The sequence below is a fragment of the Mycobacterium sp. genome, from assembly GCF_050701675.1.
GTDB lineage: Bacteria > Actinomycetota > Actinomycetes > Mycobacteriales > Mycobacteriaceae > Mycobacterium.
The window spans coordinates 1-12,349 of record NZ_JBOGDD010000073.1 but is presented as its reverse complement, the minus strand read 5'-3'; the positions used below and the strand labels follow the sequence as shown (position 1 = coordinate 12,349).

Genomic DNA, 12,349 nt, shown 5'->3' with positions numbered 1-12,349 from the left:
CTCGGCTCGGTGCTCGGGTGGGCGGTGCGGCTGACGGCGTCGAATCTGGCCAGCGCCGGCGCGTTGGTCACCAGGGCACTGCCGGTCGTGCTGCTCACCGTGCTGGTGTTCTTCAACGGCTTCGTCTGGTCGATGGCGACCAAGATCGGCCGCGACCGGATGTGGCTGGTGATCGGTTTCATGGCGTTCATCGCCGTCGCCTTCCTCTTCAGCGGCGTGATCGAGCGCGCGCGACCGGTGCTGGAGAGCAGGAGTACCCGCGAACCCGACGCCGGGCGCCTCGCCGAAAGTCCGTTCGCCGCGATGCCCGACCAGGAGGTGGGCGACGCGCTGCGCCGCGGGGAACGGGCCAACGTGATCTTCGTCGTGATGGCTTCTCAGATCACCCAGATCGCAACCGTCGCCGTCGTGACGGCGGCGATCTTCTTCGTGCTTGGACTGCTGGTGCTCAGTCCGGAGGTGCTGGCGACGTGGACCGCCAACGGGTCCGATCAGGGCACCTGGTTCGGCATGACCCTGCCGGTTCCGCAGGCTCTGATCCACGTCACGATGTTCCTGGGAGCGTTGACCTTCATGTACGTCAGCGCCCGCGCGGTCGGCGACGGCGAGTACCGCAAGGAGTTCCTCGACCCGTTGGTCGACGACCTGCGCCTGACCCTCGTCGCCCGCAACCGCTACCGGGCGCACGTCTACGAAGGACGTTGAACATGACGTGTTGCCGGCCTAGCGCTGCCCGGCCGGTCGCACGACGATCTCGTTGACGTCGACGTCGGGCGGCTGGCCGATCGCATACGAGATGGCCGAGGCGATCGCGTCCGCCGGGATGGCGACGGCGCGGTAGCTGCGCATGGCCTCCCTGGCGGTGGGATCGCTGATGACATCGGCGAGTTCGGACTCGACGACACCTGGCGAGATGGTGGTGACGCGGATGCTCGGGTCGCTTTCCTGCCGCAGTCCTTCGGTGATCGCCCACGCCGCATACTTGCTGGCGCAGTAGACCGCACCGGTCGCGACGACCTCATGCGCCCCGATCGACGCGACCGTGACGAAGTGGCCACCGCCCTGAATGGTGAACTGAGGCAACGCGGCAGCGATGCCGTGCAGCAGACCCCTGATGTTGACGTCGATCATCTGGTTCCACTCGTCGACGAGCAGCGCGTCGAGTCGCGACAGTGGCATGACGCCCGCGTTGTTGACGAAGACGTCCACGGTGCCGAACTCGGCGACCACGCCATCGACGAGCGCCTTGACGTCGTCGCGGTCCGTCACGTCGACGGCCCGCGCGACGGCGGTGCCACCACCGGCGGTGATCCGCGCCGCCGCCTCGTCGAGACGATCCGTCCGTCGGGCGGCAAGCACCACCCGGTAACCCTCGGCTCCGAGACGCAGTGCCGTCGCCTCGCCGATCCCGCTGCTGGCACCCGTGATGACGACAACCCTGTTGGCCATCGTCACAATATAGAGCCGCCTAGAGGTACTGGCCCAGGTTCGATTCGGTGTCGATGGCACGGCTGGCCGACGAACTCTTGCCGGTGACGAGCGTGCGGATGTAGACGATCCGTTCGCCCTTCTTGCCCGAGATCCTGGCCCAGTCATCGGGATTGGTGGTGTTGGGCAGATCCTCGTTCTCGGCGAATTCGTCGACGATCGAGTCGAGCAGATGCTGAATCCGCAGCCCGTGCTGGCCGTATTCGAGCACCGACTTGATCGCATACTTCTTGGCGCGATCGACGACGTTCTGGATCATGGCGCCGGAGTTGAAGTCCTTGAAGTACATGACTTCCTTGTCACCGTTGGCGTAGGTGACCTCCAGGAACCGGTTGTCGTCGATCTCGGCGTACATCCGCTCGACGATCTTCTCGATCATCGTCTTGATCGTCAGTGCGCGATCGCCGCCGAACTCGGCGAGGTCGTCGGCGTTCACGGGCAGGTTCTCGGTGAGGTACTTGCTGAAGATGTCTTGTGCTGCTTCAGCGTCAGGCCGCTCGATCTTGATCTTGACGTCCAGGCGGCCGGGCCGCAGGATCGCCGGGTCGATCATGTCCTCGCGGTTGGAGGCGCCGATCACGATCACGTTCTCCAGGCCCTCGACGCCGTCGATCTCACTCAGGAGCTGTGGGACGACGGTGGTTTCGACGTCGGAGCTGACGCCCGTACCCCGGGTGCGGAAGATCGAGTCCATCTCGTCGAAGAACACGATCACCGGGGTGCCCTCGGACGCCTTCTCACGGGCCCGCTGGAAGATGAGCCGGATGTGGCGTTCGGTCTCACCCACGAACTTGTTCAGAAGCTCCGGGCCCTTGATGTTGAGGAAGTACGACTTCGCCTCGCGGGCGTCCTCCCCGCGCACCTCGGCCATCTTCTTGGCCAGCGAGTTGGCCACGGCCTTGGCGATCAGAGTCTTGCCGCAACCGGGAGGGCCGTACAACAGCACGCCCTTTGGCGGCCGCAGTGAGTACTCGCGGTAGAGGTCCTTGTGCAGGAACGGCAGCTCCACCGCGTCGCGGATCTGCTCGATCTGGCGGGTCAGGCCACCGATGTCGTGGTAGCTGACGTCGGGCACTTCCTCGAGCACGAGGTCCTCGACCTCGGCCTTCGGGATGCGTTCGAAGGCGTAACCGGCCTTGGTGTCGACGAGCAGGGAGTCGCCGGGCCGCAGCTTGCGGGGACGAAGGTCGTCGTCGACGCCTTCATCGACCTGCGACGGCAGGTCCTCGATGGCCACCAGCGGTTCGGCGAGCCAGACGATGCGTTCCTCGTCGGCGTGTCCGACGACGAGCGCCCGATGGCCGTCGTTCAGGATCTCGCGCAGTGTCGAGATCTCGCCGACAGCTTCGAACTTGCCTGCCTCGACCACGGTCAACGCCTCGTTGAGACGAACCGTCTGGCCCTGCTTGAGTTCCTTGACCTCGATGTTCGGCGAGCACGTCAACCGCATCTTGCGGCCGGACGTGAACACGTCGACGGTGTCGTCCTCGTGGGCGAGCAACAGCACGCCGTAGCCGCTGGGCGGCTGTCCGAGGCGGTCGACCTCTTCGCGGAGCGCCAGCAACTGCTGACGGGCTTCCTTGAGGGTGTCCATCAGCTTGGCGTTGCGCGCTGCAAGGGAGTCGATGCGTGTCTCGAGCTGATGGACGTCCCGCGCGCTGCGAAGGCCACTGTCCGGCCCTACCGCCTGCTCCAATTGTTCGCGAAGCGCGGCAGCTTCACGACGCAGTTCTTCCAACTCGGCAGCGTCCTCGCTGGACATGGGCTCTGACTCACTCATGTTGCGCCCCTCCCCGCACCGAAAGTTGGTGCAGTAACACCTTCAACGCTACCGGCGATTCAGCCTTTGTGTGCGGTGTAGGAATTCGACACACCAGCAACACTGTTAGCCTCTGAGATGAGTTGGCCCTATTGAAAGGACAGCCGTGATCCTGAAAACCCTCGTTACCGGCATGGCAGCAGCTGCCGTCGTAGCCGCAGCAGCGGGTGGTGTGACTTCCATTGCATCGAACGCGAGCTCGGGCGCGCCGTCGGCCATCGAGCCGGTCGTGATGGGCATCCCGCTCCCGCAGGCACCCGCGCCAGATCTCCAGGCGCCCCTCTTGCAGACCCTGAACGGTTTGGCAGGCGGTGGCTCCTTCGCTGGCGCCAAGGCCTCTTACATCGAGGGTGGTCTGGGCCGGATCGAAAGCATCGCCGCGGACCGTGAGTACAGCAAGGCGGCGGCCAAGGGCCTGTTCCCGCTGAGCTTCGACGTCGCCGACGTCGATTCCGACGGCGGGAGCGCGACCGCGAACGTGACCGCCACGGCGAACAACGGCGTCAGCCGGACCCAAGCCGTCACGTTCATCTCGGGCCCCAGCCCGACCGGGTGGCAGCTGTCGAAACAGTCCGCCCTGTCCCTGTTGTCGTCCGCGAGCTGACCAGCTTCCTGACTGAGTCTCGTCTGGTGCGCAGCACCCCAGCAGCCGTCCTGAGCGCCGTCACCCTGGTGGCGGCGCTCGGGCTTGCCGGGTGCGCCGACGAACCTCGTTCGGCGCCACCACCGAGTCAACCCCCGGCGCTGGATACCTCACTCCCGTCCACGCCTGCGCCCGCTCCCCTGCCTCCGGCCGATCAGCTGACGGGCGTGCTCTACCGACTCGCGGACACTTCGATTCCCGCTGAGCAAAAGATCGCCTTGGTGCAGTACGCCACCAGCGACGACGAGGCTGCGCTGGCCAACTACGGCGAGGCGCTCAAGGCCAGTGGATTCGACCCGCTCACCGTCGACGCAGCGGATCTGGCGTGGTCGGGACAGCCTGGCCACGTCACCGCCACCGTCACGATCGGCTCGCCGAACCCCCAGGTAAAGCCGTTCACGTTCCCCATGGAGTTCACTCCGGTACGCGACACGTGGCAGCTCAGCAAGCGCACGGCCGATCAGCTGCTGCCCTTGGTGGACGCAACGCCGCCCCGTTAGGGCATTGGCCTCTTGCGGCGGTACGGCGCGGGTGTCACCGTGCCCGGCGCGAGCTTGCGGGCACTGACCAGGAACGCCGTGTGGCCGCGCATCGAATGTTGCGGACGCACCGCGAGGCCGACGACGTCCCAGCCGCGCTGAAGCGACTCCCACGCCCGCGGCTCTGTCCAGCACAACTGCTCACGCATGGCCTCGACCACCCGCGACAATTGCGTCACCGTCGCCACGTAGACCATCAGCACTCCGCCGGAGACAAGGGCCGCCGCCACGGTTTCGAGCACCTCCCACGGCGCCAGCATGTCGAGCACGGCCCGATCGACCTCGGACCCGTCGTAGTCGTTGAGGTCGGCGATCCGTAGGTCCCAGTTGGGCGGGCGCTCCCCGTAGAACGTCTCCACGTTGCGCTCCGCATGCACCGCGTGGTCCTCGCGCAGCTCGTAGGACGTCACCGTGCCCTCGGGGCCGACGGCACGGAGCAGCGAGCAGGTGAGCGCACCGGAGCCAGCGCCTGCCTCGAGAACCCGGGCGCCGGGGAAGATGTCGCCCTCGTGCACGATCTGGGCGGCGTCCTTCGGATAGATCACCTGCGCCCCGCGAGGCATCGACAGCACGTAGTCGATGAGCAAGGGACGCAGCACCAGGAACGGGTCACCGTTGGCCGACTTCACCACGGAGCCCTCCGGCTGCCCGATCACGGAGTCGTGGGTGATGGCGCCGCGGTGGGTGTGGAACTCGCCACCGGGCGCGAGCACCATGGTGTAGTGCCTGCTCTTGGCGTCGGTCAGCTGGACACGATCGCCGACGTCGAACGGCCCGGTGCGTTTCACAGCGGTTCAGCCTGCCAGCAGACCCGCCGGACCTGAAGCTTGGGGTTGTCGGAGCGCGAACCTACGCTTGGCCCATGAGTGACGACGCGCCTGCAGCAGCGGCTGCGCCCGGTGGGCCGGTCAGACGTCCGGCCCTGTCACCGTCGCGCGCCAGCGACTTCAAGCAGTGCCCGCTGCTCTACCGCTTGCGCGCCATCGACCGGCTCCCGGAGCCGTCGTCGGCTGCACAGGTGCGCGGATCGGTAGTGCACGGCGCGCTGGAACGCCTGTACGCACTCCCCGCGGCCAGCCGGGTGCCGAATACTGCGATGACCCTCGTCGAGCCCGCCTGGGAAGAGGTGGCCGCGTCGAACCCCGAGTTCGCCGACGACATGGAACCCGCGCTGCGGACCAAGCTGCTCGACGAGGCCCGCGCCCTGGTGTCCGGCTACTACCGGCTCGAGGATCCCACGCGGTTCGACCCGGAGAGCTGCGAGCAGCGGGTGGAGGTCGAGCTCTCCGACGGCACGCTGCTGCGTGGGTTCGTCGACCGGATCGACGTCGCCCCCACCGGTGAGATGCGGGTGGTGGACTACAAGACGGGCAGGGCACCCGCTGCGACCCGCGAGCTCGCCGAGGCGAAGGCGATGTTCCAGATGAAGTTCTATGCGGTGGCGCTGCTGCGGTCCCGCGGCGTGCTGCCCGCGCGCCTGCGGTTGCTGTATCTCGCCGACGGTCAAGTGCTCGACTACACGCCCGACCTCGACGAGCTGGTCCGCTTCGAGAAGACGTTGATGGCGATGTGGCAGGCCATCCAATCCGCAGGCGTCACAGGCGATTTCCGCCCGAAGCCATCGCGGCTCTGCGACTGGTGCGCCCATCACGAACACTGCCCGACCTTCGGCGGCACCCCGCCCCCCTATCCGGGTTGGCCCTCGCCGTCGGAACCCGCGGAGCCCGCGGCGTGATCGACTGCTACTACCGTCGGCTCGGAGTCGACGGAGATCACCAGCTGTTCGAATCGACCGTCGGCACCGCCAGCAACTGGAATGCCGAGATTCAGCATGGATCACCACCGCTGGCGTTGATGACCAAGGCCATCGAGGAGTTGGCGGTGGCTCGGGGCGGATCGAGGCTGCGTATCGGGCGGGTGACCCTCGACATCCTCGGCGCGATCCCGGTAGCTCCGGTCAAGGTTCGGGCCTGGGTGATGCGTCCCGGCGCCAGGATTTCACTGATGGCGGCCGAGATGTCGCCCGCCGGGCCCGACGAGCGAGCGGTCGCCCGCGTCACCGCGTGGCTGCTCGCACCCTCGGACACCGGCGACGTCGCGACCGATCGCCATCCCCCGCTCGTCGAGGGGGAAATGGTGCCCCACGCCCACGGCTGGGCGGGCGCCCCCGGCTATCTCGAGACGGTCAGCTGGCGCACTCAGCCCGATGACGGCGGAGCCGCGGTGGCGTGGATGAGTCCGATGGTGCCCCTGGTGGACTCCGAGGAGACCACTGAGCTGCAGCGGCTGCTCCTGGTCGCCGATTCGGCCAACGGCGTCGGCGCGGCACTGGACCCGAACGAGTTCGTCTTCATGAACACCGACACGACCATCCACCTGCACCGCCTCCCGTCGGGCAACGACTTCGCGATCCGGGCCCGCGGCTCCATCGGCCCGGACGGGATCGGGGTGACCACTGCAGACATCTTCGATCGCCGGGGGTTCATCGGCACGTCGGCGCAGACGCTGCTGGTCCAGCGCCAGTGACACCATCCTGAATATAGACTTGCCTCTATATAGATGAAGTGACATGCTCGAGAGGTGGACGTATTCGAGGCCGTCGCCGAGCCCAATCGCAGGACACTTCTCGACGCGCTGAGCGGCGGTGAACGTACGGCGGGCGAGCTCGTCTCCACCCTGCCCGGCCTGACTCAACCCACGGTGTCGAGGCATCTGCGGGTACTACGCGAGGTCGGTCTCGTCGAGGTGCGCTCCGATGCGCAGCGCCGGATCTACGCCCTGCGCGCCGACGGTCTCGTCGAGATGGACGACTGGCTCAACCGGTACCGCCGCTTCTGGGGCGAGCATCTCGACGCGCTGGAGCGACATCTGGAGTCCACTGTCGAGGAGACGCCGTGAGCCGCGGCGAAGGGCGCCTGACCGTCGAGGGGGATCGCGCAGTCCTGCACTTCGAGCGACACCTGCCGTATCCGGTCGAGCGGGTGTGGTCGGCGATCACCGATCCGAAGCACCGCGACCGGTGGATGGGCAAGACGCTCATCGAGCCCCGCGAGGGCGGGAGCATCGAGACCGTGGCAGCCGGGCCGCAGCTGCCACCGGACCTCAAGCGGATGACGGGACGGATCCTGATCTGGGACCCGCCCCACGTGTTCGAGCACGAGTGGCACCAACCGATCGTCGAGCCTGGCGTCGTCCGCTACGAACTCGAATCCAACGGCACGGGAACGCTGCTCCGGTTCAGCCACCGCGGGCTCAGCGTGCCCAACGCGACCGGCTTCCGCTCCGGCACGCACGCCTTCCTCGATCGACTCGAGGCGCTTCTGGCCGGCGAACCGATGCCCAATTGGGCGCAACGCTACGAGGCGATCTCCGGCGTGTCGCCCCACCCAACGATGAGGAGAAGCTCGTGACCAACACCGACCCTCGCCCCGACGTCACCCTGGCGGTCGCCTATCACTCGGGGTTCGGACACACCGCAACCCTGGCGAATGCGGTAGCGGCAGGGGCCCGTTCGGGCGGAGCCGTTGTGCACGTGCTCGCCGTCGACGACATGGCCGACTCCGACTGGACCCTGCTCGACGAGTCCGACGGCATCATCTTCGGCAGTGCCACTTTCATGGGGAACGTGTCTGCGGGTTTTCAGGCCTTCGCCGAGAAGACCGGCAGGCGTTGCCTCGAGGGGACGTGGCGCGACAAGGTGGCTGCGGGTTTCACCAACTCCGGGGCCAAGAGCGGCGACAAACTTCAATCCCTGGTGTCGCTGGCGGTGTTCGCCGCCCAGCATCACATGCACTGGGTCAACCTCGGACTCGGCGCCGGCTGGAACAGCAAGGCAGGCAGCGAGAACGACCTGAACCGGCTTGGCTTCTGGCTGGGTGCGGGCACGCAGACCGATGTCGACGCCGATCCCGACCGGGTACATCCCGCCGACGTGCGAACCTGCGAGCATCTCGGGCACCGCGTCGCCGTGGTGACCCGGCAACTCGCTTCGGGACGGGTTGCAGCGCAAGCTAATCGATCGGTTTCAGCTCCTGCAGCATCGTCGGTACCAGCTCGCTGACCGTGGGATGGATGTGCACGGTCCGCGATATCGCGGTGTAGGGCAGCTTCGCCGTCATCACGTCGAGGATGTCCTGGACCACCTCGTCGCCGCCAACGCCGAGAATCGCTGCGCCGAGGATCTCGTCGGTCTCGGCGTCGACGACGACCTTCATGAATCCCTGCGTCTCGCCCTTCTCGACGGCGCGTCCGACCTTGGTCATGGGCCGCTTGCCAACCAGCGCCTTGCGGCCTGACCTGCGGACCTCGTCGACCGTCATTCCTGCCCGGCCGAGCGGCGGGTCGATGTAGAGCGCATAGGTCGGCAGGCGGTCGCTGACCCGGCGGGGGTCGTCGTCGAGCAGGTTCGCGGCGACGATCTCGAAGTCGTTGTACGACGTGTGGGTGAAGGCGCCCTTGCCGTTGCAGTCGCCCATCGCCCAGACGTTCTCGGCGGTGGTGCGGAGCTGGTCGTCGACCTTGACGTAGCCGCGCGCGTCCGTCTCGATCCCTGCGACGTCGAGCCCGAGGTCATCGGTGTTGGGGCGCCTGCCGGTCGCCACCAGGAGATGCGTGCCGGAGATCGGCTCGGCACCGTCGCGGGGATGGAGATCGAAGCTGCCGGACCCGTTGTCGTGCTTGACGATCCGCATCTGGGTTGCCCCAACGTGGACGTCGATGCCCTCGGCCTCGAGGATTTCCTGGATCGCGGCGGACACGTCCTCGTCTTCGCGCGCCGTCACCCTCGGGCCTCTCTCGACGACGCTGACGCGGGCACCGAAGCGGCGGTACATCTGGGCGAACTCCAGACCGATGTAACTGCCGCCGATGATGACGAGGTGTTCGGGAACCACGTCGAGATCGAGGATGCCGACGTTGGTGAGGTAGTCGACGTCGGAAAGGCCCGGGATCTCGGGCGGGATCGCACGACCGCCGACGTTGAGGAAGATCCGGTCGGCTTCGAGCACGTGATCGTCGACCCGAATGGTGTGTGGACCCTCGAAGCGCGCATGGCCGCGGATGAGCGTGCAGCCGTCCATGCCCTCGAGCCACGACTCCACGCCATGGCGGTCGCCGAGCATGACCTCGTCCTTGCGCGCCTTCACCTTTGCCATGTCGACCGTGACGTCTCCGGTGCCGATTCCGTATTCGGCACCACGCCGGGCGGTGTGCGCCGTGTGCGCGCTGGCCACCAGCGTCTTGGTCGGAATGCAGCCGTAGTTGACGCACGTCCCGCCGACGAGCTTGCGTTCGATCACCGCGACGGTCTGGCCCGCGGCGGTCAGCCGGCCCGCAAGCGGTGGTCCGGCCTGTCCCGCACCGACGATGATGGCGTCGTATCTCGTTGCCATGGAACGGATCTACAGGGCCGCGGCGAGAGCGACGATCGCAAAGCCGCCGAGGACGGCGATCGCGTCCTCGGTCAGCGCGACGGGCAGGTCGCGGCCGCCGGCGGCGGCGACCAGCCTGCGCCGCGCCTGATATCCGCCCATGGTGCCGAGCACCGCACCGACGACACCGGCTCCGAACGCGCTGAAGGTGTAGCCGTGCTGATTCACCTGATCCCAGATCGGCGCGCCGACGACCGCACCCGCGAAGCCGCCGGTGACGAGTCGCGCGATGAACTGAGCTGGGACAGTGCGACTCGGCGTTGACGGCAGCTGATCGGTGACGAGTTCGACCACCAGGAGGATCGTGAGGACGGTGACCGTGATCGGATGGCCGACCCACTGGGCCCACGTGCCGTCGACGGACAGCCATCCGAGTGCAGCGCCCCACGCGACGACGGCGGGGGGCGTCAGTGCCCGCAAACCCGCGACGACACCGATGAGGAGCGCAAGGAGAAGGACCAGCGCATGCGTCATGAGCAGGACGCTAGCATCACTGGGTCAGAAGCGGCAGAACCTTATGTCTGAGGCCAGGATCGCCTTCGCTCCAATGGCCGCGATTTGATCCATGATGCCGTTCACGTCGCGGCGGGGCACCAACGCGCGGACGGCAACCCACGCCGGGTCGGCCAGCGGCGCGATGGTCGGCGACTCCAGCCCAGGGGTGACCGCGGTGGCGCGGTCGAGCACGTCACGCGGACAGTCGTAGTCGAGCATCAGGTACTGCTGCCCGAAGACCACGCCCTGCACCCGGCCTGCCAGCTGGTCGCGAGCGGAGGCCGTCGACACGTCGGGATCGGCGCGTTCGATCAACACCGCCTCCGAATCGCACAGCGCCTCACCGAAGGCATGCAGACCGTGCAGACCGAGCGTGCGGCCCGTCCCGACGATGTCGGCGATGACGTCGGCCAGGCCGAGTTGCACCGAGATCTCCACCGCACCGTCGAGGCGGATCACGGTGGCGTCGATGCCTCTGGCGGCCAGATCCTTTCGGACCAGGTTCGGGTATGCGGTGGCGATCCGCTGACCGGCGAGGTCGGCGATCGCCCAGTCCCGACCGGCAGGGGCTGCATAGCGGAAGGTCGACGATCCGAAGCCAAGCGCCAGCCGCTCCTGCACGGGAGCGTCGGATTCCTGCGCGAGGTCGCGGCCGGTGATCCCGAAGTCCAGCTCCCCCGACCCGACGTAGATGGCGATGTCCTTGGGCCGCAGGAAGAAGAACTCCACGTTGTTGGTCGGGTCGACGACGGTCAGGTCCTTGGGGTCGCGCCGACGGCGATACCCGGCCTCGGACAGGATCTCCGCGGCGGACTCGCTGAGGGCGCCCTTGTTGGGGACTGCCACGCGCAGCATCGTCGAGCCGTTCGCCGATGAATCGTTCATAGCTTCGAGTAGACGTCGTCGAGGGTGAGGCCGCGCGAGATCATCAGGACCTGCGTCCAATAGAGCAGCTGGCTGATCTCACCCGCCAGCGCGTCGTCACCTTCGTGTTCGGCGGCCAGCCACACCTCGCCGGCCTCCTCGAGGACCTTCTTGCCAAGCCCGTGCACGCCGCCGTCCAGGGCCTTGACGGTGCCACTGCCTGCGGGTCGGGTGTGCGCGCGCTCGCTGAGTTCGGCGAACAACGCGTCGAAGGTCTTCACGGACGCCGATTGTTTCACGCCGACGACGGCGGAGTCACGGCGGTTTCAGCGGGCCGCCGCGACTTGCCCGCCGTCAGGCGTTCGCCGTGGGTTTCCGAGTGGCCAGTATCTCTCCGTGCATGTCCTCCAGCGAGACTCCCTTGGTCTCCTGGACCCACCGCCAGACGAACAGGAAGGACAGCACTGCGCACAGCCCATAGAACCCGTATGCCAGGCCAAGGTGGTCACGCAATCCCGGGAAGGACACCGTGATGGCCCAGTTGGCGGCCCACTGTCCGGCTGCCGCCAGGCCCAGCGCCGCCGCCCGGATACGGTTCGGGAACATCTCGCCAAGCAGTACCCAGACCACCGGTCCCCACGACATGCCGAATGCCACGACGAAGAGGTTCGCGGCGATCAGCGCGATGACGCCGGATGCACCGGCCAGGCTCGGCTTGCCGTCGACGAGTTCTGCGTTGGCGAAGATGATCGACATGGTGATCAAGGTGACCGCCATCCCGGACGAGCCGATGAGCAGCAGCGGTTTCCGGCCGATCTTGTCGATCAGCGCGATGGCGATCAGCGTGGTCGCCACGTTGATGACCGACGTGATCACGGTGTAGATCGCTGACTCGTCGGCGCTGAATCCCACCGCCTGCCACAGCACGTTGGAGTAGTAGAAGATCACGTTGATGCCGACGAACTGCTGGAAGACCGACAGTCCGAGGCCCACCCAGACGATGCCGTAGATGCCGCCGGTCGGCTTCTTCAGGTCGCGCCAGGACGGCTTGTCTTCGCGCTCAAGGGTCTCC

At 67.0% G+C, this 12,349-nt stretch carries 15 protein-coding genes and 1 pseudogene; 8 read left to right on the top strand and 8 right to left on the bottom strand.

Annotated features, from left to right (window positions below; genetic code table 11):
* Window positions 1–705 (top strand): annotated as a pseudogene (locus tag ACRDUX_RS02290) (hypothetical protein); the annotation flags it as partial.
* A gap of 18 nt (window positions 706–723) precedes the next feature.
* Here the strand turns inward: ACRDUX_RS02290 and ACRDUX_RS02285 are convergent.
* Both ACRDUX_RS02285 and arc read right to left on the bottom strand, forming a co-directional pair.
* Window positions 724–1,449, bottom strand: coding sequence for an SDR family oxidoreductase (locus ACRDUX_RS02285; RefSeq protein ID WP_526410610.1), 726 nt, complete (start codon window positions 1,447–1,449; stop codon window positions 724–726).
* Between the two features lie 19 nt (window positions 1,450–1,468).
* Entirely contained in the window at window positions 1,469–3,268 is a 1,800-nt protein-coding gene (gene arc / locus ACRDUX_RS02280; RefSeq protein ID WP_526410608.1) for a proteasome ATPase, read from the bottom strand.
* A gap of 145 nt (window positions 3,269–3,413) precedes the next feature.
* Between arc and ACRDUX_RS02275 the strand changes: the two genes are divergently transcribed.
* Complete coding sequence (locus ACRDUX_RS02275; protein WP_526410606.1) at window positions 3,414–3,911, top strand: MTB12 family secreted protein; 498 nt, start codon at window positions 3,414–3,416, stop codon at window positions 3,909–3,911.
* Window positions 3,912–3,937: 26 nt separating this feature from the next.
* Window positions 3,938–4,450, top strand: a complete 513-nt coding sequence (gene lppK / locus ACRDUX_RS02270; protein WP_526410604.1) for a lipoprotein LppK — start codon at window positions 3,938–3,940, stop codon at window positions 4,448–4,450.
* On the opposite strand, the gene ACRDUX_RS02265 is transcribed toward lppK, so the two are convergent.
* On the bottom strand, window positions 4,447–5,277 hold the full coding sequence (locus tag ACRDUX_RS02265) for a class I SAM-dependent methyltransferase (protein ID WP_526410603.1): 831 nt from the start codon (window positions 5,275–5,277) through the stop codon (window positions 4,447–4,449). The genes lppK and ACRDUX_RS02265 overlap by 4 nt on opposite strands.
* 74 nt (window positions 5,278–5,351) lie before the next feature.
* Between ACRDUX_RS02265 and ACRDUX_RS02260 the strand changes: the two genes are divergently transcribed.
* Genes ACRDUX_RS02260 through ACRDUX_RS02240 form a run of 5 tightly spaced genes read left to right on the top strand, consistent with a single transcriptional unit; the run spans window position 5,352 to window position 8,549 of the window.
* The gene (locus ACRDUX_RS02260) at window positions 5,352–6,224 is read left to right on the top strand and encodes a RecB family exonuclease (protein ID WP_526410601.1); all 873 of its coding nucleotides are present in this window, start codon (window positions 5,352–5,354) and stop codon (window positions 6,222–6,224) included.
* Window positions 6,221–7,015 (top strand): acyl-CoA thioesterase domain-containing protein, encoded by a 795-nt coding sequence (locus ACRDUX_RS02255; protein ID WP_526410599.1) that lies wholly within the window; start codon window positions 6,221–6,223, stop codon window positions 7,013–7,015. Before ACRDUX_RS02260 ends, ACRDUX_RS02255 begins: the two co-directional genes overlap by 4 nt.
* A gap of 54 nt (window positions 7,016–7,069) precedes the next feature.
* Window positions 7,070–7,387 (top strand): ArsR/SmtB family transcription factor, encoded by a 318-nt coding sequence (locus ACRDUX_RS02250; protein ID WP_526410597.1) that lies wholly within the window; start codon window positions 7,070–7,072, stop codon window positions 7,385–7,387.
* Window positions 7,384–7,899 carry an SRPBCC family protein gene (locus tag ACRDUX_RS02245; RefSeq protein ID WP_526410595.1) on the top strand — a complete coding sequence of 172 codons (516 nt, stop codon included), beginning with the start codon at window positions 7,384–7,386 and terminating at the stop codon, window positions 7,897–7,899. The genes ACRDUX_RS02250 and ACRDUX_RS02245 overlap by 4 nt, the downstream gene beginning before the upstream one ends.
* Window positions 7,896–8,549: a flavodoxin family protein gene (locus ACRDUX_RS02240; protein ID WP_526410593.1), complete on the top strand. Its 654-nt coding sequence runs from the start codon at window positions 7,896–7,898 to the stop codon at window positions 8,547–8,549. The genes ACRDUX_RS02245 and ACRDUX_RS02240 overlap by 4 nt, the downstream gene beginning before the upstream one ends.
* Here ACRDUX_RS02240 and ACRDUX_RS02235 read toward each other — a convergent pair.
* From ACRDUX_RS02235 to ACRDUX_RS02215, 5 genes are all read right to left on the bottom strand, one after another.
* A complete protein-coding gene (locus ACRDUX_RS02235; RefSeq protein ID WP_526410591.1) occupies window positions 8,500–9,879 on the bottom strand; it encodes an FAD-containing oxidoreductase in 1,380 nt (459 codons plus the stop codon). The genes ACRDUX_RS02240 and ACRDUX_RS02235 overlap by 50 nt on opposite strands.
* Window positions 9,880–9,888: 9 nt before the next feature.
* Entirely contained in the window at window positions 9,889–10,392 is a 504-nt protein-coding gene (locus ACRDUX_RS02230; RefSeq protein WP_526410589.1) for a DUF4126 family protein, read from the bottom strand.
* A 24-nt stretch (window positions 10,393–10,416) separates the two neighbouring features.
* Complete coding sequence (gene hisG, locus ACRDUX_RS02225; RefSeq protein WP_526410612.1) at window positions 10,417–11,268, bottom strand: ATP phosphoribosyltransferase; 852 nt, start codon at window positions 11,266–11,268, stop codon at window positions 10,417–10,419.
* A 26-nt stretch (window positions 11,269–11,294) separates the two neighbouring features.
* A complete protein-coding gene (locus tag ACRDUX_RS02220; RefSeq protein ID WP_526410587.1) occupies window positions 11,295–11,576 on the bottom strand; it encodes a phosphoribosyl-ATP diphosphatase in 282 nt (93 codons plus the stop codon).
* 55 nt (window positions 11,577–11,631) lie between these two features.
* Window positions 11,632–12,349, bottom strand: a 718-nt coding sequence (locus ACRDUX_RS02215; RefSeq protein ID WP_526410585.1) for an MFS transporter, incomplete at its 5' end; no start/stop codon positions are given.